Genomic DNA, 23,751 nt, shown 5'->3' with positions numbered 1-23,751 from the left:
AAGCCTAGAACCGCGTCGATACCCCGAAGTTGAAGCGCCAGTCGTCGGCGTCGGGTCGGGGATCGGTCAGCGCCTTGGCGGCCTCGACTTCGATCTGGCTTCGGCGACCCAGCGCCACCCGCGCGCCGGCGCCGGCCGAGGCCAGTTTCAGGCGGCCGTGCGCCAGGCCGGGCCGGGGATTGATGCGCGTCTGACCACCGTCGCCGAAGACGTAGATCTCGCTTCCGGCCAGCAAGCCGCCGACGGCGCGGGGCCTGAAAGCCGCCTCCGCCCGCGCTCCCCACCCGGAATCGCCGGTGGCCAAGGCGCTCGGAAAACCTCGTCCGAACTCTGCGCCGCCCAAAGCGAACTGCTCCGACGCCGGAGCTGCGTCGGGGCTGTACTGCGCGCTGACGGCGCCCGTCAGCCGCAGGCTGTCGCCCACGGCGCGGACGGCCTCGACGCGGGCGTTGAGTTTCGCGAAGTCCAGGTCGGTCAGGCCAGGCAGGCCCCTCGCTCCCAGGCCGTCAACCCCCTGGCTCAGGGTCAGGCTCGCGCCGGCGGTCAGGCGGGGCGTGGCGCGGCTCCACGCCGCCGAGGCCCGTAGGACCCGCGTGCGTTCATCGGCGATCCGCTCGCCGAAGACGGCGCTGTCGCTGTTCACGCCGTCCAGCCCGGCGCTGACGACGAGATTGTCTCGATAGCCTCTAATCGCGGGCCAGCTGACAACGATCCCCCCGCTCAGGGCGTCGCCTTCGACCCCGCCTGGCGGACGGGTGCGCAGGTAGCCCAGGGAGCCGGTGACGGCGGCTCCGTCGTGTCCCATCGGGCGACGGTGAGACACGGCCGCATATTGGAAGCGCTCCACCTCGACCGGAGCGACCGCCGTCATCCGCGTCTGATCTCCCATCGTCAGCCAGCCGTTGCGGACCACCGAGCCGACCAGCTGCGTCCGGCCCAAGGTGCGCGACCCGCGGTTGTCCAGACCGAGGCCGATTTCCCAGGGCGTTCGCTCGATCTCCAGCCCGAGGTCGATGGTCTCTGGGCTGCGGCCTTGGACCGCGCGCGTGGTGGTTTTCAGACCCGGAATGTCGCCGATGAGAGAGAAATAGCGCTCGGCCCTTCGCCGGCTCAATGGATGTTCGGCGGCCAGCGCCGCCGCGTAGCGACGCACCAGATCCACGTCGCCCTCGGTGTCGCCCGTGATGGCTATCCGATCGATCCGGCCTTCCAGCGCCGTGATCTTCAGCACCCCGCGCTCCGCCTCGCTCCCGTCGACGGTGATGATGGGCAGCGCCCAGGGTGATCCGGCGTAGGCCTGGGCAACCGCTGCGCGCAGCCGGGCGAGGCTGTCGGCCGTCAGCGTCTGGCCAATGAACGGGGTCACAGCCGCTTCCAGCCTTCCCGCCTCCAGCCGCGATCCTTCAATCGACACGGCCCGCAAGACGAACGGCTCGACGGTTTGGGCGGCGGCGGGGATGTCCGGACCCCGGGTCTGGGCCGCCACATCGGCGGGACGTCGGTCCGGTCTGTCTCGATCGATGAGAAGCCCCTCCTGACCGGGCCGAGCCTGAGGCGCGGCTGAGGTCGATGCGGACACAGTCCCGCTCGGCGCGATGCAGGCGAGGGCGAAGGCGAGGGCGGCGAAGGTTCTCATGAATGGCAGCGGCGGAACGGCTTTTCGAGAACCGTTCCGCCTGTCTCCATCAAGGCCGTTTGCCGCCCAGCAGGCCGCCGAGCAGGCCGCCGCTGGTCGAACCGCCGGAGGGCGGCGTAACGGATCCGCCTGCGCCCACGCCGACCGCGCCGCCCACCACATGGCCGACAGCCCCGCCGAGGCCGGCGCCCAGTCCGCCGGATACGCCCCCTTGCTGACCTCCAAGAGCGCCGCCGACCGTTTGGGTCACGCCGCCCACGACGCCCTGGACGACGCCTGGGCCCTGGCCGCCGGGCGCCGCGACCGTCACGCCGGCGGGCTGTCCGTTCGACAGCAGATTCACGGCGCCGGCCGTCCCAGTCGCGCTCTCGGTCGCCAGCACGCCGACGCCCAGCGCGGGACTGCTCCCCGCTCCGAGCACCTGCCGCCCGCCCAGGTTCAGTCCGATCAGGCTGTCGGCAGGCCCCTGCGCTGTTTCCGCAGGGTGGTTGGGCGTGCCTGTCTGGACGTTCAGGAGGTCGCCTCCGGACCCGACGTTGATCGCTGCGACGTCGCCGCGGGCGGCCGCCGGCGAGAGCACGCCAACGCCCAGCGGGCCGGCGGCGTCGCTGTCGGACGATCCCAGCAACGTCTTGTCGCCCACCGTCACTCGACCGATGGGGTCGAGCAGGTCGTCAAGGCCGGCTCGGGACGCCAGTTCGCCGACCGGCCCGGCGCTTCCGCCGCTGCCCCCAGCCCCGCCGCCGCCGCCTCCTCCTCCTCCTCCACCACCTCCGGTTCCACCGCCGCCCGATCCGCCACCGCCACCGCCGCCGCCGCCGCCGCCGGGCCCGCCGGCGCCACCGTCATAACCGCCGCCGCCCGTGAAGCTGTAGGTGCGCGCGCCGTTGCACGCGGCGGTCATCAGCATCGCCGAGGCGGCGCCGAGGACCAGGACTGTTCTGGAAAACTTTCGAGTTGATTGGATCATGACGATCTCCTTTCCCTCGAATGCAATCGGAAGGCGTAGGCCGTCGTTCCTCCAATCTCTGCGGCTTCACCGGCACGTGACGTCAGTGCTTCGAGGATCAACCTTAAGTTAACCATCGATCTGCAGCGTAATTGGCGTCTGGCTCATCTTGAGACGCCTACGCGTTCGAAAGCGCCCAGCCTCTGTTGCCCGGGCGCGCTAAATGCACCTGATGCGGGCATGCGGCTTCCCAGTGCTCAGATTTCGGTCAGGGTCTCGCGCGTGCGACGCCGTCCGATGCAAACGTCCTAGTCCGCTCCGGCAGAGCGACAGGGGTCAGCGGGGGAGGCGCGTCGTGGCGTCTTGCACCGGCTGCAGACCCACGTGATGATTCAGCGGCGGCGCCACGCTAAGGAGCCGAGTCTGCCGGTTGCGGATTAGAAGTCGGGGCCGGCGTCAGGACGGAAGGGGGCGGCGGCGTGGAGCTGCGGGCCATCTGCTGGCGGATGATCTGGGCGGCGTAGTTGATCCCGCACTGGACGTCGTACGCATTGATGACCGCCAGCACCCCTTCCAGCGTCCATCCGTCGAAATGGCCCTCGTCGATGCCGGCCTTGAGCGCGGCGCGCTCCGCCTTCCGTCCGGCGTGCACTGTGTCGTAGATCAGGGCGAACTCCTGGCCGCTGAACAGGGTGTTGGACGTGGCCGAGCGCAGGCCTTGGAGGAAGCCGGTTCCTCGGGCGAGATTGTTCGCGTTGGACAGGCTCGATGTTCCTGCGCCCAACAGGCTAGCGCCCAACCCGGCGACATCCAGGGCGCCTGCGATGGCGTTGTCGCCCGCGCTGAGCGCCACGAGGTAGTTTTCGCAGCGGCGATCGCTTTCGGCGATCTTGGCGTAGGCGAACTCCCGGGGTGTCGGCGTGGAGGGCCACTGACCGACTTCCATCGGTCTGCCGTTCAGCCGTTCGCCCATTTCATGAGCGGTCTCAAGGCGAAGGGTCTGGCAGCCCGCAATGAGGAGGCCGGCCGACGCGACAATGACAAGTTTCGTGGACCACACTCTCTGATTACATGAAGAACGTCGGTCTTCGAAGGTCAATCCAAGGGCTTGAAACGGGCTCGCGCGGCCTCGGGCCCGCCAGTTGCGCCGGACCCCGATCGCGGCCTAGCTATCGCCCATGATCGACAAGCCGTGCAGTCGCAGCAGAAGAGGGTGGGGACCGCTTGGCCGACCTCGTCGACGCGCTGGGAGGAACACGGCGCATGGCTGATCCATCGGCGCTTCTGCGGGTTTCGCTCACGATTGACCGCAGCCTGCTCAAGGGGATGGCGATCGCGCTGGCGGCGGGCTTCGTCCTCGCCTTTTCCGGTGCGTTCGGCATGACCGGCGCGCCCTTTCCTCAACGCCTGGTCTACTGGCTGCCGCTTATGGTTCTCGGCGCCGGCTGGGGCCACGTCTGCTCACAATGGCTCGAGCGCTGGGTCGACCTGGATCAGCGTCCTTGGCTCGGGGCCATGCTGCTTACCCTTATGATAGCGCTGCCGCTGACGGTCGCCGTCTGGGGCTATACGGTCTGGTGGTTCGAACAGGGGCGCCATCCCGCCGTGGGCCGGCTGGTTCACTTCTTCGCGCCGGTGACCCTGGTCACGGCGGTGCTAAGCCTGCTCAACGTCTTCCTGCAGCGAAAGCCTGTGCAGACCCACTCGGCGGCTGTTGGCGCTCCGGCCGCCCGCTTCCCAGACCGCCTGCCGCTTAAGTTGAAGGGAGCTGTCATTCGAGCCGTGGAGGCCGAGGACCACTATCTGCGAGTGCACACGGATCGGGGCTCGGATCTCTTGCTGATGCGGCTGTCCGACGCCCTCGCTGAACTTGAGGGCTTGGAGGGCGCGCAGACGCACCGGAGCTGGTGGGCCGCCAAGGACGCGGTTCGAGGTGTCGAGAGAGGCGACGGGCGCGCCACCTTGACCCTGGACGGGGGCCTTCAGGTTCCGGTCAGCCGCCGGTACGCCCGGGCCTTGCGCGAGGCCGGCTGGTACTAAGGGCTGGGGCTCACGCCGCCCACGCGCCGTGGAATCCGGCAGGCAGAGCCACATCGCCGCGCCAGCTGGCCACGGGGCCGTCAGCCAAGCGTCCCCCGTCGAACACGTGCAGTTCCGTCACCCCCTCGGACAGATTGATCGAGGGCGCCACAAGCCAGGCGTCGAGTTCGCCGCTCAGGCCAGGCTTCGGCGCCCAGATCGCCTCCTCCATGACGTGCCGCTCTCCGAAATCAAAGCGGTCCGAACGACCGGTCCTCCAGTCCTGCACGGCCAATCCCGTGGGCAGGGGCCGGCCGCTGGTTTCTCCCGCGACATGAGAGGTGTGGCGGCGCGACAGGCCGGCGAACCTGGGATTGGCCTTGGGGAACTCGGCCGTCACCCCGGACGACGACATTTCGGCCCGTCCGTCGGCGTGAAGCGTCACCAGAGACAGGGCGGCCGGCTCGCCCGGGACGGTCCCTGACTGTTCGACCAGCACACGCGCCCCGTCCACGGCGAAGCGGACGTCCTTGCCCGCGGCCACATCGAACCGGATCGCGCCGGAAGAGTCTTCCCAGGCGTCGCCCAGATGGAAATAACTAAACGCGGGCAGCTCGTAGAGCCGGGTCCGGCTCAGGTCGGCCTTGTCGAGCACCAGAACCTGGGAGCCCATGTCCGGCTTCCAGGCGAAGCGGTTCATGAAGGGCATGGTGTCCCGTTCGAACACCCAGGGCTGCAGAACGATCACCAGATGCCGCGCGGAGGCGGTGAAATCATGCATGTAGCTGGCGCGCGGCAGTCGGACGATGTCAGCCGATCTCAGTGCGCCATCGGCGTCCAGGCGCCAGACGACCATACGGTCCCCAGCCAGGCCGATGTTCCAGATCACGCCGTCCGGATCGATGCGCGGGTGCGCCTGGAACGGCATCCCCTTCAGGTCGTCGCGCAAGGTGACGATCCGCCGAGTGGAGAGGTCCCTGGCCGACATGGCGGTCGGCGACCCGCCCTCCCACAGCGCCCAGACCTCCTCGCCGAGCGGCAGGACGGCGGTGTTGGCCGCATTGGCGTCGTCCGGCGATCCGACCTGGGCGCGACCGTCGCCGACCGTGCCGAAGCCCGGCGTCACCACCGCGCCGATCTCACTCTCATGACGTCGCTTGGCCGTGTCCGCGAAGCGGGCCTCGAGGGTGGCTTTTCCGTCATGGATTCGGAAGGCGCGCATCAGGCCGTCGCCGTCGAACCAGTGAGTGGCGCTGCCTCCCGGTCTCCGGAACTTCCCCGGTCCATTTCTGAACAGAACGCCCTCCAGTTCCGCTGGAGCTCGCCCATGCACCAGCCGCATGGCGCGTGGTGCGACATCCCCTTCGAGATCGGCGGTGGCGAGCGCCCAGTCTGCAACCGCATTCTGCGCGGCCATGGCCCGAACGGTCTCAGGGGTGACAACGGCGGCTGACAGGGCGGCGGCGCCCATCATGAAGGAGCGGCGGGAAGCGGTCATCGAATGTGGTCCGGAGCAAGAGTAAGGGGCCGCGCTGCGGCGTGATCGAGGTTCAGCGGAAGCTGATCGTTTGGGACACCGCGCCGCTCACGGCGACCTTCGCGCGGTCCCAGGTTGCGGGACCCATGGCGCCCACCGCGTTATTGGTGAAGGCGAAGGGTTCTGTGGGCATGCCGAACGGGTTTCTGTTCATGGACCCGTCGTCGTCGACGTCGTGGAATGTCTTCGCGGCGTAGTCGCCGGCCGTCAGGTTCAGGAAGGCCGCTTCGTGCTGGCCGGCCGTCACATTCACCACTGCGGTGCGAACCGGGCGATCGGTGCGGTAGCCCTCCTCGGAGTCATAGAGCGCGACCATGACCTTGCCGCTCTGGACCGTCGTCTGAAAATCCAAGGTCAGGCTGGATCCGGCGGGATCCGCAAAGGCCGGCGCCGCGAAAAGCGTGGCGGCGGCGGCGGCGGCGAAGGCGAGGGCTAAGCGGGGCATGGGCGGCGTCCTGTGTTTGCAGGCCCGACAGCCGAGCCCTGCGACGTCTTCACCCTGTCGGTGGCGGCCCGAACGCGCCACGGCGTCTGCGCCGTCGCCCGTCGGCTTTTCGTCAGCAACCGCTGACGTCCACTCGCGAAGCGCCAACGCCCACCCCCCGATTCTCCGCCTCGCGTAGGTCCCGATCAGTGCCCGTGAATCAGCCGGCCTCAGCCCTCGTTTGCCGCACCCAGGGCGCGGGCGTCGCGAGGGCTGAGGCCGAACCGTCGGCGAAAGGCCTTGCCGAACGACGAGGCGTCGGCATAGCCGCAGGCCAGGGCGACATCTCCGACCTCGTGCCCGTCGTTGAGGAGGTCGCGCCCATGCACCAGGCGGCTATCACGCAAGGCGTCCGCAACGCTCAGGCCGCGGGACGCGAAAATCCGGTACAGATGCGACCGTGAACAATTGACGGCCTGGGCGACATGGTCCGCGGTCAGGCGTGGGCGATGGCGGTGAGCGGAGATGAATTGCCTGGCAGCGAGGATTGTCGCGGCGTTTCCATCGGCTCGCGGCGCGGAAACCAGATCGCGCCCCGTCTGCCTCAGGACCACGCAGGCCATGGCGGTGGCGGCTTGCATCGCGGCGGCGACCTCTTCCTCGCTCATGGCGTCGCCGTGAGCGGCGATCCCCTGCATGTGGCTCCAAAGCAATCCGGCCAGGGGTGTCGGCGCCAGGTCGAGCACGCCTGGCTCGCACCGTCCCAGAAAGTCGGAGGCCATGGCGCGAGGCAGCGCAAGGTAGATGTTCCAGTGGCCGGCTGAGACCAGTTCGCCCCCAGAGGGATCCATGAGCTGCAGCCGCCCGGGGCGCGCCAGGGCGCTGCGGTCGCCGCCGTCTCGCGCCGCCATATCTCCAGCGACCAGGCCGCTCAGCAGGACATGCTCGGCTGGGTCTTTGGGGAAGACCGAAAGGGTGGCCTCGCATCGAAGATCGGTGAGCACGACGCCGTCGCTTCCCACGCAGGTCGCGTACTCGCCCCGAAAGCCTTCCGCTCGAGCGGGGTCGGGCAGATCGATCTGCACCGGATCGAACAGCGAGCGCCAAAAGTCGAAGCGGTCCGCTGCGGGGACCGCTTCGGTACAGACGCGCGAAACGCGAGATCCGCTTCCGTCCCCTTGCCTGCGGCTTCCCACGGTCCCCTCGTTCCCAGCGCTCCCGATCGCAAGGCAGACAAGCACGGAAGGCGCCGCCGGCCAAACAAATGAGACGCTTCGACCACAGGAGGCGAGACGCGGCGACTAACGGTCCTTCTGCCCCCACAGCCATAAGGCGGTTCAACATCAAGGACGCGACAGCGGCCCCGCAGTCATCGGGAGATCTGGATGCTCGAACCACGACGGCCAGGGGCGACGCTGGCCTGGCGCACCTTTTGCGGCGCGGCGGCGGGCCTAGCCGTGCTGGCGTCCTCAATCATCTCGACTCCCAGAGCCGAGGCTCAGGCCGTTCCGCAGACCTGCTACACGACGCCTGCGGGCGGCTTCTACTGCGGCGGGGGAAACCAGTTCACCGGCGAAGGCTCTGTCGACGGGGCCACTGCGGTCGGCGCTCAGGCCTGGGCCAACAATTCAAGGTCGACCGCCGTGGGCTATTACTCCTTGGCGTTCGGGAGATACAGTTCGGTCTTCGGCGCCGGCGCCAGCGCGGGCGGAGACTGGTCGTCGGCCTTCGGCGTGGACAGTCGAGCCGACGCCGAGAGCAGCGTGGCTATCGGGTACAGGTCGCGGGCCACGGCGGCCAACTCGGTCTCCTTCGGCGATGCAACGTTGAAGCGCCGGCTTATGAACCTGGCGCAGGGCGATCTGAACGCCACCTCGAGCGACGCCGTCACCGGGGCGCAGCTTTTCGCCACGCGCCAAGCCCTGGCGAACCTTCTTGGCGGCGGCGCGGCGGTGGATGCGGCCGGCGTCCTGACTGCGCCCGGATTCACTATTCGGGGCGCCAACTATGCGACCGTGGGCGCGGCGTTCGCCGCGGTCGACACCGCCCTGGCGGCTACGGGCGGGCCGACGGGCGCGCCGGAGATCGCCTCGAACAACGTGCTGGGCCGGCCTGCGGCTGCGGCGACCGGTGATGACAGTCTGGCGGTCGGGTGGGGTGCGCAAGGGACTGGCGCGCGCTCCGTTGTGCTGGGGTCAGGCGGTCGCGCTGCCGGCGAAGGAAGCCTGGCGCTGGGGTCTGACAGCCAGGCCAGCGGGCGGTTCACCGCCGCACTGGGCAATGGGGCGCTGGCGGGAGGGCTGGGCGCGATCGCCCTGGGAGACAGCAGCAGCGCTCTGGCGGACAACGCCCTGGCTCTGGGGCGGTTCAGCGGTGTCGGGGTCGGTCTGGAGGGGGCCGTCGCGCTGGGCTACCAGTCCATCGCCAGCGAGGCCTACACGGTTTCAATCGGCAACTCGGTTCTGAAGCGCAGGCTCGTCAACTTGGCCGACGGGACGCTGGTCGCCGGATCGACGGACGCAGTGACCGGAGGGCAGCTCTTCGCGACCCACCAAAGGCTGGACTCTCTGGACGGCCGCATCGCTGGCGCGGAGGGAGACATCTCCGTCCTGCAGGGGCGTATTGCGACAGGCGCGATCGGTCTGGTTCAGCAGGACGCCGCCACGCAGATCGTCACCGTGGCCGGCGCGCAGGGCGGCGATGTCGTGGACATCTCCGGCGCAGCCGGGCGGCGGCGGATTCAGGGCGTGGCCGAGGGCGAAATATCCGCCGACAGCACTGAGGCCACGACAGGGGCGCAACTGTTCGCCGCGAGACAGCTTTCAGCCGCGACTGGCGGCGCTATGGCGGCCGCTCTGGGCGGCGGCGCGGCCTATGACGCCGCGACCGGGTCGCTTTCCCCTCCGGCGTATGTCGTTCTGGGCGGGCGATACGACAACGTCGGCGGGGCCTTGGGGGCGTTGAACAAGCGCGTAGAGGGAAACAGCGCCGACATCGCCGACCTGCGGGTCAACGGGGGCGGGGGCGGGGCCGGCGAGATCGCCGCGCTTCAGGCGCAGTTGGCCCTGCTGCAGGGCCAGATCGCTGCTCAACAGGCGCTTCTCGGGCCTCTTCAGGCGGAGTTGGCGCGATTGGCCGCGGGCAACCTGGGCGGCGGGACGGCGGTTGGCGGCCAGACGGCCGCGGGCGGCGTCGGCGCCGTGGCCAGCGGGGCGGACGCAACCGCGATCGGGGGGACCGCGCTGGCGGCCGGGGACGGCTCCACAGCCTTGGGGCAGGGAGCGACGGCCGCCGGCGCCGGCAGTCTCGCCCTTGGCCAGGGCGCCCAGGCGGCTCAGTCGGGCGCGGTCGCCATAGGCCAGGGCGTCGCCACCAGCCGCGCCGATCAGGTGGCTATCGGCGGCGGCGCGAGCACCTACACCCTGGCCGGGCTTGCCTCTCCGGCCAGCCTCGCCGCGCAGAGCGGACAGACCTACCTGGTCACAACGGACGCCTCTGGCAATTTGGCCACTCTGGACATGGCCCCGGTGTTCGGCCGCATCGATGCGCTCGAGGATCGAGCCGATGCGGCCGACGAGCGCTGGAGAGTTTCAGGCGAGCGCTTCGACCGCCACGCTGACGGGGTCGCCATGGCGCTCGCCCTGGGCGGCGCCCAGGTTCTGCAGGCCGGACAGACCTTTGCGGTGTCGGGCAATCTGGGTCACTTCGACGGGCGCACAGCCCTCGGCTTCGGCGCGATCGGCAGGGCGAACGACGCCGTCTCGCTCAACATCGGCGTCGGCTGGGGTCTTCGGACCGGCGTGGTGGCGGGACGCGCCGGGCTCTCGATCGGCTGGTGAGCAGAACCATGCCAAACTTGTACCCCGCGGGCCTGACACCTTGCGGTGGCAGCAGCGCAACGCATTGGTAAGCGAAGGTTTAGCGTCGGCCTGAACGCATCGTTTGCCTAGGGGCCGCCGACAAGCCCGCAAGCTGGCCCACGCCGGCATCGTGCATGACCTTATACGCGCGGACCGGGGCGTTCCCAAGTTGACCGGCGACCTGATCTTCCTCGAGCGGCACCAGAATCATTGGCATTCATGCACTTCACATGCCGCCCGCGCCGTCCGTCGCCTTGACCCTCATTGGCCTAGGCGTTTGTCGCCGCCTTCAGACGACGCCGGAGGGTTTTTTCTCACCAGAAGGCGAGTTAAAAAGGCTACTTGTGACTTATAGGTCAATAATGCTAGTATTGTGACAAATGCAATAGACATTAATGCGTCGGAAAATACTATCGACTCTGCCTGAATAAGTCCAACTAGAATATATGCTGTGTATCCAAAAAGGCATGCAAAAGCACTAAAGATCTTGATGGCGCGTTCCGTATTCAATTTTCTAGCCTCTGCAATCTTGTCCTCGAGCTACCCCAAGCCTTCCGCTGGGGTGAACGGCGAATCCCGAAACTGACAGGTGACGTGATCTTCCTCGAGGCCATGGCCGTGGAGCGCATCCGCCTGGCCTGGCGCGTCGTCGCCTTCATCGCCGTGTTTTCGAATCTAAGTCGCCACTGACCTGCACCGCCGCCCCCTACTGCGCTGTGGCCAAGCCGATCATGTGGTCGTCGCGGGACACTGACGAGACCATCCGCGAGGTGAAGGAGCACAACGCGGTGTGGGTGCGGCTGTGTGGTAGCCCGGCACGTCGCGCGACGCTTGATGCTTAGCCCCTATTGCTCCTCCACCTGCGCATGAGATATGCATCAATGTAACTTAGAGCAACAACGACAATAATCTTAACATAACGCATTATTGTCGTGTTCTCTAAGAAAATGATATCAGCTGCCAAGTACAAAGCAAATGCAGTTATAACTAAGCCGTACAAAAGTATGATTATTCCTCTCAATCTCGGCATGAATTTCTTCTCTCAGATACCAGGCCAGACACTGTATTACTGACCACTCTTTATTGTACTGTATCAAGCGGCTCCATGTTTGGACCAGGAATGATCCTAGACACTGCCGCCCCTAGAAGACCTCCATAGTTTCCCGACACCGCCGAGAGCGTCAAATCTCCTGCCAAGTTCAGACCTCCTCCAAGCCCAATGGCAATCGCCCCCCCCAAAATTTCATTTTGATGGCATATGGCGCACCTATGATCGTTCTCTGAGCGATCAGTGATCCGGTGTAGAGGCCGACACCTGCGTTCTCCAAGAACGTTCCTGCATCCTTCAATATGTGAGCAAGTTGATAAGTTTCGCATTGCTGAGAATACGCGTTAGACAGTCTAGATGCTGATCGAATCTCCTTTAAATCTGAGAAGCATCCGAAATTATCGGGTATAACAAAATCTTTGCCGGGAAAATTTGCTCCCACGCCAACATCATACCACCAGTTTTTTTTGACAGCTCAACACGACTTCGCTTTCATTATCTTTAAAGTCAGAAACGCTGCTTGAGCATGTTACATAGTATTTCCGCTGTAATCCTAAGGGATCAATGCGGTTTACCTGGTCTGCGCCGACGTAGGCGTAGAGGTTGGCCCCTGCGGCGTAGCCGATCGGGTCGGTCTGCAGGAACCGGCCGAGTTGCGGCGCATAGGCCCGCGCCCGGTAGTGATAAGCCTGGGCCTGCGGCAGCCAGACCTGTCCCCTGTATTGGAACGTCCCGGCGTTGTTCGGGCCGGGCACGCCGTATTCGTCGTAGGTGTTCAGCGCGGTGACGGCCCCGGCGTTGTTGCTGAGGGTGAGGATCGAGCCGCGTTCGTCGGCCAGCAGCCAGCGCCGGTCGAAGGTCGCGCCCTCGTAGGAGGTGATCACTCCGTCCAGGCCCGCGCCCGGCACGTGGCGGCGCAGCAGGGTTCCGGCGCCGTCATACTCCCCGATCAGCTGCAGCCCGTCGTAGAGGAAGCGGGTCGTGGCCGCGCCTGTCGGTCTGGCCGATCCGCCGGCCCAGGACGTCGTAGGCGAAGGCGGCCAGGGGCCAGTCGGTCCCGTTCTCGCGAACGCCCGTCAGCACGCCGGCGACGTTGTAATCGTAGGCCGCGAAGAAGCCATCCGGCCAGGTCAGGCGGGTGCGCCGCCCCGCCAGGTCGTACTGCGAGCCTACCGCGCCCAAGGGCCCGGTCTCGCTGACCAGCCGGCCGAGCGCGTCCCAGCTTTGGGTCAGGGTCTGGCCGGGCGTGGAGACCGTCAGCGGCCGGCTCAGCAGGTCATAGGTGGTCGCCACATCGGGCGTCGCGCCCGGATAGGCGACCTGGGTTATCCGCCCCAAAGCGTCATAGGCTGCGATAGTCGTCTGCCCCGCCCGGTTGCGCATCGTGACCAGATTCCCGGCCGCGTCGTATCCGTACTGCTCATAGTCGGTCGTGGGGGTCCCGCCGCCCGTTGGGTTGGGGTAGCGCTGACGGCTCAACCGACCCAGGTCGTCGTACTTGAGGATGGAGACATTGCCCCTCCTAATGCCCTACTTTCGGCGGATAAGTCCCGTCAATTTCAGGTGCTCGCGAAATAGGAAACCAGCGCACACAGCAAGACACAAAGCACCAGCTGCGCAAGTTAAAATCACGACTACAAGATTATCTATATAAATTTCTATAATGGTTACACAAAATAAAACAGACAGTGCCACAGCACCATCAAGCTTTGTGAGGTTTCTGCGAAGATATACGAACTGGCTATCCTTCAATTCTATTTGATTGCAGAACGCAGCGCCTTCCACCAAGACGCGCAATTGCATTTTCAGCTTAAAGAAAATTAGCCACATAATCATCGTTCCCGACAAGAGAAAAAGCATACTGTTCTCGCCTATGAACATATTACAGACTCTACTGAATTAGAAACCCATGCTCAACGGCGGCGTCTCCGGATTCTTGGACGCCCCTATTATTCACATGTGACGTTGTAAATTGACCCTTGCTATTCCTTAGCGGCCTAGACGGCCGCGTAGCGGCCCTTAGACCACTTTGAATCGCCCCCCCCCCCCCCCCCCCCAGGGACAAGGCGCGTAAGAAGGCCAGCCGCTTGAGCCTGACCCGGTCCGGAGTTGTTATTCACTCGATAATCATAATAATTGACAATGCCCAAACCGGCTTCTCCAACCCACCCTACAATTTTTGTAGCAGGTGCGATCGGAGCAGTAATACCCCCAGAAACCAGCCCTACTATAACAACATCAGCAGCTGTTGCTACCGAGTCAAGAACAGCTCGAGAAGAGCCGACCAATGTATGGGGCGGCGCACTACATTCGCGCTGTGGTGACGATCCCCCTCCGCCTCCGCCCCAATAAAACAGTGGTCCTTGCCAAGGATTCAAGTTCGGGAAACACTCGTATGCGGTAAAGCCATAACATCCGCCTATGACGATGACGTCATCGACATCGCACGCGGACTGGCCCACGCCACCGCAACTTTGCAGCCCCAGCGGATCGGTCCAGTTCACCGGATCCCCGCCCACGTAGCCATACAGGTTCAGCCCGTCGCCGTAGCCGATCGGATCGGTCTGCAGGAACCGGCCGAGTTGCGGCGCATAGACCCGCGCCCGGTAGTGATAGGGCTGGGCGTCGGGCCGCCACATCTGCCCCGTGTACTGAAACGTCCCGTTGTTCATCGGCCCAGGCACACCATACTCATCGTAGGAGTTGACGGTGGTAGCCGCTCCGGCGTCGCCGGACAGGGCGATGACTGATCCACGCTCGGCTCTGTCGCCCCCCTTGGCGAGCTAGGCCGACCTGATCTCGCGGCGGGATCAGGTCGTCCCCGCGCCGAGCCAGTTTCATTAAAATCATGTCAGATTACAAAGGCGCAACAATAGGCGTAAGTGATTGACCAACTCTGCCTGAGGCCTAGAAGGCTCGCCATCATGACGCCAATCCGACGCGTCAGCTTGAGGAGGCTTCCATGCTTATCCGTGTAGCTACCATCTCCGGCATCGCTCTTGTGGGTGCCGCTTGTGCTCAGATCCCGGCCACCGCGCCTGTCGGCGCCCCCGCTGCGGCGGGTTCGAATGCCGAAATGCGAGCCTTCCAGCGCGCTGATGGCCGCCTGAAGTGGCGCGACGCCCGCATCAGCTACGACGCCAACAACTGCGCCGTCTATCAAGGCCGGGACCTTTACGGCACAACGCGGACTGAGCTTCTGCGCAATACCGACAACTCGACCTTCTGCGGCCCGCGCTAGGCCGGCCTCATTCAGATTAGCGCCCGCTCCGGTTCGTCCGGGGCGGGCGTTCGTCATTTCAGGGCCGCGACACGATCGTATGCGTTTTCCTGACCCCGGTCGGGTCTTCGCTCCAATCTATGGGGCGCCACTCCACCACGGCGATTGCGGCCATCAGCGGCGGCGTGGCGCAGGACGCCGGGGTCAGCCCTATTGGAGCGGAGCTTATGGCCTCGGTGCATTGGCCCGATCGAGCGCTGACCAGTCGGCGTTACTGAGGACGCGAACTGAGCTCGGCCCGGCGGCGGCAAGCATTGGTATGCCCGCTATGACTGGAAAAGAGAGTGGTGGACGCGACAGGGATTGAACCTGTGACCCCTACGATGTCAACGTAGTGCTCTCCCGCTGAGCTACGCGTCCGCCTTGGCGGCCCTGGAGGTTGGCTCCGGGGCGGGAAGGCGCGGTCTATAACCCGGGGCCCGCGCGGATCGCAAGGGCGAAAACGCTCCAATCGGATCAGGCGGCGACCATCTTCTCAACCTCGGCCACAAGGTCGCGCAGGTGCACGGGCTTGGACAGGACCTTGGCCTGGGGCGAGGCCTGGGCGGCGCTGAGGGCGACGGCGGCGAAGCCGGTGATGAACATGATGCGCAGGCCCGGCTGCTGGGCGGCGGCCGCGCGCGCGACCTCGATGCCGTCGGCGCCGGGCATGACGATGTCGGTCAGCAGCAAGTCCCACGGCCCCTGATCCAAGGCGTCGATGGCGTCGTCGCCATTCTCGCAGGCGACGACCTCGTGGCCCGCCTTCTCGAGGGCGCGGCTGAGGAAGCCGCGAAGGGAGCCGTCGTCTTCGGCCAGGAGAATGCGCGCCATGTAGGGAGAAATCCGAACTCGAGTCGCGCAGAGCCTAGGATCGCACCGGTGAATCGGCCATGAAAATTCGGCGCGCGCCGTGTCGCGGCGGGGGAAAACCGCTAAGCGGGGCCATGACGCCCGATCGGCCCGCCCTGATCCCCCCCTACGCACTGACGTCCGCGCGCGGCGCCGGCGGGCCGCTGGTGTTCGCCTCGCCCCACTCCGGTCGTGTACGGCCCGACGACATGCGGCCGCGTGCGGACCTGTCCGAAGCCAGCCTGTGCAGCGCCGAGGACCGGGGGGTGGATGCACTGATCGCCTGCGCGCCGGACTTGGGCGCGCCGGTGCTCGCCGCGCAGATCAGCCGGACCTATGTCGATCTGAACCGCGCCCCCGATGCGCTGGACCCGGCGCTGATCGAGGGCGTGGCGGAAACGATCGATCCCCGTGTGCGCGCGGGCTACGGCGTAATTCCCCGCCTCACTGGCGACGGTCAGGTGATCCACGACCGGCGGCTGACCCGCGACGACGCGGAGCAGCGCCTGGAGACGGCTTACCGCCCTTATCATGCCGCCCTGGCCGAACTGATGCAGACGGCGCGCGCTGCGCACGGGCGGGCGGCGCTGATCGACTGGCACTCCATGCCCGCGCGCGTGGGCGGCGTCGATGTGGTGCTGGGCGACCGGCATGGGATGAGCTGTCGGACGACGTTGACGCGACAGGTCCGCGCCTTGTTCGAACGCGAGGGCCTGAGGGTGGCGCTGAACCACCCGTACGCGGGCGGCTGGTCGACCCAGGCCTGGGGCCGGCCCAGCGAGGGGTTCGAAGCCCTTCAGATCGAGCTGAACCGCGCGCTGTACTGGGACGAGGCGGCCGGTCGGCCGGGCGTGGGCATGGCCCGCCTCAGCGGCCTGATCGGTCGCGTGATCAGGACCCTCACCGAACAAGACTGGCGGTGAAAAAAAGCCGCGCCCGAGGGCGCGGCATATAAAGTCTATAGGGAGGAAACGCCCAGGAAGGGCAAGACGCCCGAAGGCGTCGATCAACAATCTAGGTTGCAGCGCACAATGCGTCAAGATGCGACTTTCGTCTCACGATCACGACTCGTTACGCCCGATATCGCCGCCGTCAGACGGTTTGAGTGACGACGCGGCAATAATCGCCCCCATCAGGGTTCGCAGTCGCACCCAAACTAATCAACGATCAGTCTGCGCGCCTCTCGAATGGCTATAGCGGCCGGAGACGCTTCCTGGCGCCAGATCAAAAGGCAGAAGACCCCGACCACTCCGATCGCAAGCCAGACCGGACCAAACAGCCAGGCTGCAGCGGCGATGGCGAAGTAATAGCCTCTGACCCCTTGGCTGAAAGAATTGAGTGCGGGATTCAGAACCCGCCCAGTGGCCGCACCGAACGCCTCGCGTTCACGCCCCTCTATCTCGGGCGCGGCGCCGATCAGGGCGATGGTGTAGTTCATTTGTCGGATCGACCAGATGAAATCCATCAGCCCGCGCGCCAGGCAGATCAGGACCAGGGCCAGCTTGGCCTCCAGCAGGCGGATCGGAACGTTCTCGGCGCCGACCGCCGCAAACCCCCGCAGCGCCGCCTCTCCTCCGAACAACACCCCGGCCACCGCCGCGATCAGCAGCAGATTGGTCGAGGCGAAAAAGGAGGCGGAGTTGATGGTGTGGCCCATCAACTGGGCGTCGATCAGCCGGATCTCGCGCCGGGTCATGGCGGTCATCCAGGCGTGACGCACATGGGCCATGTCGGCGTTCAGCGAGCCGCTGCGCCGGGCGATGAAGGCCAGCAGCGGGCCGTAGCCCAACCAGCACAGACCGAAGAGAACGACAGCCAGCCAGTCCCAAATGTTCATGTCGTCCGTCCTTCTTGCGCCTGGACCTTCCTGCGGTTCCGCGCCGCGTCAATCAAGCGCCGCTTGCCCGAAACCGCCGCACGGCCTATCACGCCGCCCTCCCCGACCGCAGCCGCACAGTGCAGACCCCATGAACCTCGACGCCATCCCCGTTGGACCCAATGCGCCCTGGGACGTCAATGTCGTCATCGAGATCCCTCAAGGGGGCCTGCCGGTGAAGTACGAGATGGACAAGGCGTCCGGCGCCCTGTTCGTCGACCGCTTCCTGCACACAGCCATGTACTATCCGGGCAACTACGGCTTCATTCCGCACACCCTGTCGGACGACGGCGACCCGTGCGACGTGATCGTGCTGAACCCGACGCCGGTGGTGCCGGGCTGCATCATCCGCTCGCGCCCGATCGGCGTGCTGATGATGGTCGACGAGGCCGGCGGCGACGAGAAGATCCTGGCGGTGCCGGTCGACAAGCTGAACCCCTACTACACCGACGTGGCCAGCTATCGTCAGCTGCCCGCCATCCTGATCGAGCAGATCGAGCACTTCTTCACCCGCTACAAGGATCTGGAGAAGGGCAAGTCGGTCACGGTCAAGGGCTGGGGCGACGCCGGCGAAGCCGCCGAGCTGATCGCCGCGGGCATGCGCGCCCACCAGGACAAGATCAAGAAGGCCGCCGCCAACGCGGCCTGACGGTCACGCTTGGGCCTGAGCCCAGGACGCCCATATCGGGCGGATGAAGATCTACACCATCGGCTATGAAGGCGCGCCCCAGCCCGAGGTCATCGGGCGGCTGAAGGCGGCGGGCGTGCGCTTGCTGGTCGACGTGCGGGCCGTCGCTGCTTCCCGCCGCGCGGGCTTTTCCAAGACCCTGCTGGGCGAGAGCCTGAAGGCCGAGGGCGTGGACTATCTGCACCTGCGCGCGCTGGGCACGCCCAAGGCCGGGCGGGAAGCCGCCCGCAAGGGGCGGATCGACGAGATGCGGGCCATCTTCGCCGGCCACATGCACGAGCCGCAGTCCGAAGCCGCCTACCAGCAGCTGAAGAGCGTGGCGATGCAGACGCCGGTCGCTCTGCTGTGTTTCGAGGCCCACGCCGGGGGGTGCCACCGGGCGGTGCTCGCCGAGCGCCTGGCGGCCGAGGCGGGTCTGGAGATCGTCAACCTCTAGGCAAGGCGGGACGGCGGCTAGCCGCCCATGTCGAAGTCGCGCCGCGCGGCGATGATGGTGACGATGAAGCCCGCCAGCACGTCCAGCATCACCATCGTCAGGATTAGAAAGAAGACCGAGGTGGCGAAGCCGCGCAGCAGCAGGAACTCCACCAGGCAGACCACGAACAGGATCATCGACAGGGCGTGATTGACGATCGCCGTGCGCTGGCTGGACGTCGACTTCAGCAGTTCGAAGAACAGCAGGCCCAGCGACAGGAACAGGATCAGATCGCCGACCGTCACGCTCCATTGCGCGCCCGAGGTCATGGCCAGGCCGAACAGAACCTCGCCCAGCACGCCTTCCGGGCCAGTTACGACGCCATAGGCGTCCACGCCGCCGCCCCCGCCGAACAGCACCACCAGATTGTAGATCACGACCGGGATGGCCAGCAGCGGCAGGGCGACCAGCATGGACTCGCCGCGCGCCGGCCGGATCGGTCCGCCGCGCCCGCTCACAGCTCGGTCACCGCGCCGGCCCGCCGCGAGCGGGTCTTGAGCCACATCACGCCCAGCAGGTCGGTGAACGAGGCCATCAGCCGCCCCCAGTTGGTGTATTTCGACCGGCCCGTCTCCCGGTGCCGGTGGTCGACGTCGAGATAGCGGTTCTCATAGCCCTCGCGGATCACCAGGGCCGGCAGATAGCGGTGGACGTGGTCGAAGTAGGGCAGGCGCAGGAAGACGTCGCGCCGGAAGGCCTTGAGCCCACAGCCGGTGTCGTCGGCGTCGTCGCGCAGCAGGCGCTTGCGGATGCGGTTGGCCCAGCGTGAGGCGAAGCGCTTGGCCTCGCTGTCCTGACGCTTGGCGCGCCGGCCGCCTACCAGGGCCACGATGGGCGGGGCCGCGATCAGGGCGTCGGCCAGGCGCGGCGCGTCGGCAGGCGGGTTCTGACCGTCGCCGTCCAGGGTCACGACCACCGGGGCGCGCGCCGCCAGGACGCCGGTGCGCACCGCCCGGCTCTGGCCCGCGTTCTGGCCGTGGCTAAGCACGCGCAGCGCCGGCAGCTCGGCCATCACCGCGCGCAGCTCGGACAGGGTGCCGTCGCGGCTGGCGTCGTCGACGAAGATCATCTCGTAGGATCGGCCGGCGAAGGCGGCGGCGATCTCGCGCGCCAGCGGGCCGGCCGCGCCCTCTTCATCATGGACGGGCACGACGACGGAGATGTCGGGCGTGGCGGCGGCGCTGTTCATGTCCTCTGTCTAGCGCGGCCGTTCCGGCCTGCGAAGCCGGATTAGACCTCGGCCTGCAATCGCTTTAAGTCCCCGGCCAAGCTGTCTGGAGTTGCCCATGCTTATCCACCTGTCGTCCTGGCCGGAAATCGACGCCGCCCTCAAAAGCGGGCACGCCCTGTCCAAGACCATCATTGTGCCGATCGGCTCCAACGAGCAGCATGGCCCGACGGGCCTGCTGGGCACCGACTGGCTGTGCCCCGAGATCATCGCCCATGCCGCCGAGAAGGGCGAAGAGGCGCTGATCGTAGCCCCCACCTTCAACATCGGCATGGCCCAGCACCATCTGGCCTTTCCCGGCACCATCACCCTGCGCCCCTCGACCTTCATGGCCGCCATCGGCGACTGGGTGGCCAGCCTGACGCGGCACGGGTTCGAGCGGATCTATTTCCTGAACGGCCACGGCGGCAATGTCGCCACCATCGAGGCCGCCTTCGCCGAAATCTACGCCGAATGGTCCTATGCCGAGGATCGCGCCGATTTCGCCCTGAAGCTGCGCAACTGGTGGGACCTGGCCGGCGTCACCGGCCTGTGCAACTCGATCTTCCCGACCGGCCACGGCATGCACGCCACCCCGTCCGAGATCGCGGTGACCCAGGCGGCCTATCCGGATCGGATCAAGACCGCGGACTACGAGCCGAAGATCGCGCCCGTCGGCCCGATCCGCGACGCCCTGGACTATCGCGCGCGCTTCCCCGACGGCCGTATCGGCTCCGACCCGGCCCAGGCCAGTCCGGAGAAGGGCCAGCGCATCATCGACGCCGCCGTGCCCGCACTTCTCAAGGACGTGGCCGATTTCGCCGCCGAGGTCTTGCCGGGGACATGAAGAAGGCCCACGGCTCGGCGATGACAAAACTTGAACAGGCCGCCCGGCGCGGACGACGCATCGCCAGTGACGCGAGGCACGCGTCCGAGGCGCTGGTCGCCGGCGGCGAACTGCTGCAGGCCTCGCACGAAGTCATCGCCGCGCGGATGGAGATCCTGGCCGCCGGCCTGACCGATCCCACCAAGGCGGATCTGGCCGAAATGGCCCTGATGAGCTCGGAGAAGGTCGAGGCCCTGTCGGCCTCGGCCTCGGCCCTGGGCGTCCGCATGGGCGGCGTGGGCCAGCGACTGGCGCGTGACACGGCGCGCGAGGCCAGCCTGGCGGGCCAGGCCGTTTCCGCCTTGGCCGGCGCGGCCTCGCCCCAGGCCTTCGCCGCCATCCAGATGAACTACGCCTTCGGCTGGTGGGACCGCGCGGCGCGCAGCCTGACGGCGCTGAACGGCGAAATGATCCGCGCCCAGGCCGAGGCGATGAAGCCCCTCCACGACGCCGCCACGGCCAATGCCAAACGGCTGAAGCGCTAGGCCGTCCGGATCACTCCGCCCTCGGCCTTCACGGGCCAGGGGGTGAGGCGGCCGCCGGCGCAGGGGCCGCCCAGGCATTCGCCGGTCAGCGGCTCGAACACCGCGCCGTGCCAGCTGCACAGGATGGTCGAGCCGTCGGGCGTCAGATAGCGATCCAACTCCACCGCAATGGGAAAGCCGGCATGCGGGCAGCGGTCGATCCAGCCCGCCACCTGGCCGGCCTTGCGCACCACGAACCCGTGAAAGAAAGCCTCGCCGATCTGCAGCACGAAGCCGCGCGCGCCGGGCTCGGCGATGTCGGTCTCGGCGCACAGAGCGACGCCCGGCGGGGTCTTCCAGACGCGCGGACGGGCGGCGGGCGCGGCGGCCGTCAAATCCGCTCGGCCTTCAGCGGGCGCGACAGCAGGTTGTCGATCAGCTCGTCCACGGTCGTCTCGCCGTTCAACAGGGCGGCGACGCCCTCGCAGATGGGCGTGTCGACACCCAGGCGGGCGGACAGTTCACGCACGGCTGGCGCGCTCTCATAGCCCTCTGCCACTGACCGTTTGCCGGCCAGGGCCTCCTGGACGCTCTGACCCTGGCCGAGCGCCAGCCCCAGGCTCATGTTGCGCGACTGCGGGCTGGAGCAGGTCAGCACCAGATCGCCGAGGCCGCACAGGCCCGCCACGGTCTCGGCCTGGCCGCCCAGGGCCACGCCGACGCGGGTCATTTCGGCGAAGCCGCGGGTGATGATGGCGGCATGGGCGCTGCGGCCCAGGCCCCGGCCTTCGCTGAGGCCGCAGGCGATGGCCAGCACGTTCTTGATCGCCCCGCCGACCTCGGCGCCGATCAGGTCGCCGGCCAGATAGGGCCGGAAGCCGGGCCCCGAGAGGGTCCACATCAGTTCCTCGCCCAAGTCCGCATCCTTGCAGGCCAGGGTGACGGCGGCGGGCAGGCCGCGCGCGACCTCTCCGGCGAAGCTGGGGCCTGACAGCACCGCCGGCGCGGCGTCCGGCAGGGTCTCGGCCAGCACGTCGGTCATCAGCTTCAGCGAGCCGCGCTCGACGCCCTTGGAGCACAGGATGATCGGCAGGCCGGCGTGCGCATGGGGTTTGAAGGCCGCAAGCGTGGCGCGCATGTGCTGGGCCGGCGGCACGGCCAGGATCAGGTCGCAGTCCGCCAGATCGGCCAGGTCGCTGGTCACGGCGATGCGCTCGTCCAGCGTCACGCCCGGCAGGAAGGCCTCGTTGACGCGGCGCTCGCGGATGCTTTCGACCACCTCGGTCTCGCGCGCCTGCAGCGTGACCGAAAGGCCCGCCCGCGCCGCGACCTGCGCCAGGGCCGTGCCCCAGGCGCCCGCGCCGATCACACCCGCCTTGTGAAACTCCATGGATCCCCCGGTCACGCCTTGGCGCCCTTGCGGCCCGCCTTCAGATGCACAGGATCGGATATGGCGCGCGCCTCGTCCAGCGGCCATCGCGGCCGGGCCGCCACGTCGATGTCGGACACCAGCCCCTTCTCCAGCCGCTCGGCCCCCGCCAGGGCGATCATGGCGGCGTTGTCGGTGCAGTAGGCCAGCGGCGGCGCCAGGAAGTCGAAGCCGTGCCGCGTCGCCGCCTCGGTCAGCCGCGACCGCACCGTGCGGTTGGCCGCCACGCCGCCGGCGACAATAAAAAGGCGGTGGTCGTGCGTTTGCGCATAGGCCTGCATCGCCCGCTCGGTGCGTTCGGTCAGCTGGCGCGCGATGGCGTTCTGCACCGCATCGGCCAGGTCGGCGCGGTCCTGCTCGGTCTCGCAGGTGTCCGCCAGACGCGACGCCGCGGTCTTGAGCCCCGAAAAGGAGAAGTCGCAGTCCTTGCGGCCCAAGAGCGCGCGCGGCAGGTCGAAGCGCGAGCCGTCTCCGCCCGCGGCCAGCCGCTCCATCGCCGGGCCGCCCGGATAGCCCAGGCCCATGGCCTTGGCGATCTTGTCGAAGGCCTCGCCGGCGGCGTCGTCGATGGTGGTGCCCAGCCGCGTCATGTCGCCGATGCCGCGCACCTCCAGCAACTGGCAATGGCCGCCCGAAACCAGCAGCAGAAGGAAGGGATAACGCGTCTGCGCCCCCAGCCGCGCCGACACCGCATGGCCTTCCAGATGGTTGACGGCGATCAGCGGCAGGCCGCGCGCCAAGGCCGCCGCCTTGCCGTAGCTCAGCCCCACCATGACCCCGCCGACCAGGCCCGGCCCGGCCGTGGCCGCCACGCCGTCCAGTGCGCGCCAGTCGACGCCGGCCTCGGCCATCGCACGGCGCGCGACGCCGTCGATCATCTCGACATGGCTGCGGGCCGCGATTTCGGGCACCACGCCTCCATAGGCCGCATGGTCGTCGATCTGGCTGTGGACCACGCTGGACAGCACCTCGGCGCCCGCGTCCGACAGCCGCACAACCGAGGCGGCGGTCTCGTCGCAGCTGGTCTCCAGGCCCAGCACGGTCAGGGGCGCAGGGCGCGCCTTGGTTGCCGCCGCCGCCGTGCTGCTATAGTCCGCGCGGTCTGTCATCGGCCGCAGGTAGCGGCCCCGTCCCGCCGCCGC

The 23,751-nt window shown here is 67.3% G+C and carries 25 protein-coding genes and 1 tRNA gene; 8 read left to right on the top strand and 18 right to left on the bottom strand.

All coding sequences use genetic code 11. The features are described 5' to 3' along the window. Nucleotides 1-4 precede the first annotated feature (4 nt). The 3 genes from E4M01_RS01345 to E4M01_RS01335 form a co-directional block, all read right to left on the bottom strand. Complete coding sequence (locus E4M01_RS01345; protein WP_167765460.1) at nucleotides 5-1,636, bottom strand: ShlB/FhaC/HecB family hemolysin secretion/activation protein; 1,632 nt, start codon at nucleotides 1,634-1,636, stop codon at nucleotides 5-7. 49 nt (nucleotides 1,637-1,685) lie between these two features. Next, nucleotides 1,686-2,540, bottom strand: coding sequence for a hypothetical protein (locus tag E4M01_RS14220; protein WP_209316056.1), 855 nt, complete (start codon nucleotides 2,538-2,540; stop codon nucleotides 1,686-1,688). A 454-nt stretch (nucleotides 2,541-2,994) separates the two neighbouring features. Continuing rightward, on the bottom strand, nucleotides 2,995-3,558 hold the full coding sequence (locus E4M01_RS01335) for a hypothetical protein (RefSeq protein WP_135066329.1): 564 nt from the start codon (nucleotides 3,556-3,558) through the stop codon (nucleotides 2,995-2,997). A 290-nt stretch (nucleotides 3,559-3,848) separates the two neighbouring features. On the opposite strand from E4M01_RS01335, the gene E4M01_RS01330 reads away from it, so the two are divergent. Next, on the top strand, nucleotides 3,849-4,625 hold the full coding sequence (locus E4M01_RS01330; RefSeq protein ID WP_135066326.1) for a LytTR family DNA-binding domain-containing protein: 777 nt from the start codon (nucleotides 3,849-3,851) through the stop codon (nucleotides 4,623-4,625). 10 nt (nucleotides 4,626-4,635) lie between these two features. Here E4M01_RS01330 and E4M01_RS01325 read toward each other — a convergent pair whose 3' ends face one another. The 3 genes from E4M01_RS01325 to E4M01_RS01315 form a co-directional block, all read right to left on the bottom strand. Further along, nucleotides 4,636-6,102 (bottom strand): carotenoid oxygenase family protein, encoded by a 1,467-nt coding sequence (locus E4M01_RS01325; RefSeq protein ID WP_135066324.1) that lies wholly within the window; start codon nucleotides 6,100-6,102, stop codon nucleotides 4,636-4,638. A gap of 52 nt (nucleotides 6,103-6,154) precedes the next feature. Further along, nucleotides 6,155-6,586: a DUF2141 domain-containing protein gene (locus E4M01_RS01320; protein ID WP_135066321.1), complete on the bottom strand. Its 432-nt coding sequence runs from the start codon at nucleotides 6,584-6,586 to the stop codon at nucleotides 6,155-6,157. Between the two features lie 209 nt (nucleotides 6,587-6,795). Further along, nucleotides 6,796-7,569: a helix-turn-helix domain-containing protein gene (locus E4M01_RS01315; RefSeq protein WP_245158323.1), complete on the bottom strand. Its 774-nt coding sequence runs from the start codon at nucleotides 7,567-7,569 to the stop codon at nucleotides 6,796-6,798. A gap of 381 nt (nucleotides 7,570-7,950) precedes the next feature. On the opposite strand from E4M01_RS01315, the gene E4M01_RS01310 reads away from it, so the two are divergent. Then, a complete protein-coding gene (locus E4M01_RS01310) occupies nucleotides 7,951-10,404 on the top strand; it encodes a YadA-like family protein (protein ID WP_135066316.1) in 2,454 nt (817 codons plus the stop codon). A 1,518-nt stretch (nucleotides 10,405-11,922) separates the two neighbouring features. On the opposite strand, the gene E4M01_RS01305 is transcribed toward E4M01_RS01310, so the two are convergent. The 4 genes from E4M01_RS01305 to E4M01_RS01290 form a co-directional block, all read right to left on the bottom strand. Continuing rightward, entirely contained in the window at nucleotides 11,923-12,357 is a 435-nt protein-coding gene (locus E4M01_RS01305; protein ID WP_167792134.1) for an RHS repeat-associated core domain-containing protein, read from the bottom strand. Between the two features lie 52 nt (nucleotides 12,358-12,409). Then, the gene (locus E4M01_RS01300; protein ID WP_135067002.1) at nucleotides 12,410-12,952 is read right to left on the bottom strand and encodes an RHS repeat domain-containing protein; all 543 of its coding nucleotides are present in this window, start codon (nucleotides 12,950-12,952) and stop codon (nucleotides 12,410-12,412) included. Nucleotides 12,953-13,003: 51 nt separating this feature from the next. Continuing rightward, the gene (locus E4M01_RS01295; protein WP_135066999.1) at nucleotides 13,004-13,333 is read right to left on the bottom strand and encodes a hypothetical protein; all 330 of its coding nucleotides are present in this window, start codon (nucleotides 13,331-13,333) and stop codon (nucleotides 13,004-13,006) included. Nucleotides 13,334-13,470: 137 nt separating this feature from the next. Then, nucleotides 13,471-14,211, bottom strand: a complete 741-nt coding sequence (locus E4M01_RS01290; RefSeq protein ID WP_256360019.1) for an RHS repeat-associated core domain-containing protein — start codon at nucleotides 14,209-14,211, stop codon at nucleotides 13,471-13,473. 338 nt (nucleotides 14,212-14,549) lie between these two features. Here E4M01_RS01290 and E4M01_RS14215 point away from each other — a divergent pair, with 338 nt between their 5' ends. Continuing rightward, complete coding sequence (locus E4M01_RS14215) at nucleotides 14,550-14,714, top strand: hypothetical protein (protein ID WP_167765477.1); 165 nt, start codon at nucleotides 14,550-14,552, stop codon at nucleotides 14,712-14,714. A 324-nt stretch (nucleotides 14,715-15,038) separates the two neighbouring features. On the opposite strand, the gene E4M01_RS01285 is transcribed toward E4M01_RS14215, so the two are convergent. Both E4M01_RS01285 and cpdR read right to left on the bottom strand, forming a co-directional pair. Next, a tRNA-Val gene (locus E4M01_RS01285) sits at nucleotides 15,039-15,113 on the bottom strand. 96 nt (nucleotides 15,114-15,209) lie between these two features. After that, entirely contained in the window at nucleotides 15,210-15,566 is a 357-nt protein-coding gene (gene cpdR, locus E4M01_RS01280) for a cell cycle two-component system response regulator CpdR (protein WP_135066976.1), read from the bottom strand. A gap of 113 nt (nucleotides 15,567-15,679) precedes the next feature. Here cpdR and E4M01_RS01275 point away from each other — a divergent pair, with 113 nt between their 5' ends. After that, complete coding sequence (locus tag E4M01_RS01275) at nucleotides 15,680-16,507, top strand: N-formylglutamate amidohydrolase (protein WP_135066973.1); 828 nt, start codon at nucleotides 15,680-15,682, stop codon at nucleotides 16,505-16,507. 233 nt (nucleotides 16,508-16,740) lie between these two features. Here E4M01_RS01275 and E4M01_RS01270 read toward each other — a convergent pair whose 3' ends face one another. Then, complete coding sequence (locus E4M01_RS01270; protein WP_135066970.1) at nucleotides 16,741-17,421, bottom strand: DUF599 domain-containing protein; 681 nt, start codon at nucleotides 17,419-17,421, stop codon at nucleotides 16,741-16,743. 130 nt (nucleotides 17,422-17,551) lie between these two features. Between E4M01_RS01270 and ppa the strand changes: the two genes are divergently transcribed. Next, a complete protein-coding gene (gene ppa / locus E4M01_RS01265) occupies nucleotides 17,552-18,109 on the top strand; it encodes an inorganic diphosphatase (protein ID WP_135066967.1) in 558 nt (185 codons plus the stop codon). A gap of 43 nt (nucleotides 18,110-18,152) precedes the next feature. Next, the gene (locus tag E4M01_RS01260; protein ID WP_135066964.1) at nucleotides 18,153-18,584 is read left to right on the top strand and encodes a DUF488 family protein; all 432 of its coding nucleotides are present in this window, start codon (nucleotides 18,153-18,155) and stop codon (nucleotides 18,582-18,584) included. Nucleotides 18,585-18,601: 17 nt separating this feature from the next. On the opposite strand, the gene E4M01_RS01255 is transcribed toward E4M01_RS01260, so the two are convergent. Both E4M01_RS01255 and E4M01_RS01250 read right to left on the bottom strand, forming a co-directional pair. Beyond that, entirely contained in the window at nucleotides 18,602-19,036 is a 435-nt protein-coding gene (locus E4M01_RS01255) for a hypothetical protein (protein ID WP_135066960.1), read from the bottom strand. A gap of 41 nt (nucleotides 19,037-19,077) precedes the next feature. Beyond that, nucleotides 19,078-19,812: a glycosyltransferase family 2 protein gene (locus tag E4M01_RS01250; RefSeq protein ID WP_135066957.1), complete on the bottom strand. Its 735-nt coding sequence runs from the start codon at nucleotides 19,810-19,812 to the stop codon at nucleotides 19,078-19,080. 97 nt (nucleotides 19,813-19,909) lie between these two features. Here E4M01_RS01250 and E4M01_RS01245 point away from each other — a divergent pair, with 97 nt between their 5' ends. Both E4M01_RS01245 and E4M01_RS01240 read left to right on the top strand, forming a co-directional pair. After that, nucleotides 19,910-20,677, top strand: coding sequence for a creatininase family protein (locus tag E4M01_RS01245; protein ID WP_135066954.1), 768 nt, complete (start codon nucleotides 19,910-19,912; stop codon nucleotides 20,675-20,677). Between the two features lie 20 nt (nucleotides 20,678-20,697). Continuing rightward, entirely contained in the window at nucleotides 20,698-21,201 is a 504-nt protein-coding gene (locus E4M01_RS01240) for a phasin family protein (protein WP_135066951.1), read from the top strand. On the opposite strand, the gene E4M01_RS01235 is transcribed toward E4M01_RS01240, so the two are convergent. From E4M01_RS01235 to tsaD, 3 genes are read right to left on the bottom strand one after another with little or no spacing between them, the layout of a single operon-like run. After that, a complete protein-coding gene (locus E4M01_RS01235; protein ID WP_135066948.1) occupies nucleotides 21,198-21,575 on the bottom strand; it encodes a Rieske (2Fe-2S) protein in 378 nt (125 codons plus the stop codon). The genes E4M01_RS01240 and E4M01_RS01235 overlap by 4 nt on opposite strands. Continuing rightward, nucleotides 21,572-22,570 (bottom strand): NAD(P)H-dependent glycerol-3-phosphate dehydrogenase, encoded by a 999-nt coding sequence (locus tag E4M01_RS01230; protein ID WP_135066945.1) that lies wholly within the window; start codon nucleotides 22,568-22,570, stop codon nucleotides 21,572-21,574. The genes E4M01_RS01235 and E4M01_RS01230 overlap by 4 nt, the downstream gene beginning before the upstream one ends. An 11-nt stretch (nucleotides 22,571-22,581) precedes the next feature. Next, nucleotides 22,582-23,718: a tRNA (adenosine(37)-N6)-threonylcarbamoyltransferase complex transferase subunit TsaD gene (gene tsaD / locus E4M01_RS01225; protein WP_135066994.1), complete on the bottom strand. Its 1,137-nt coding sequence runs from the start codon at nucleotides 23,716-23,718 to the stop codon at nucleotides 22,582-22,584. Nucleotides 23,719-23,751: the final 33 nt, after the last annotated feature.

Source organism: Brevundimonas sp. MF30-B (assembly GCF_004683885.1).
In the GTDB taxonomy this organism is placed as follows: domain Bacteria; phylum Pseudomonadota; class Alphaproteobacteria; order Caulobacterales; family Caulobacteraceae; genus Brevundimonas.
This window is presented reverse-complemented; position numbering and strand designations above follow the sequence as displayed.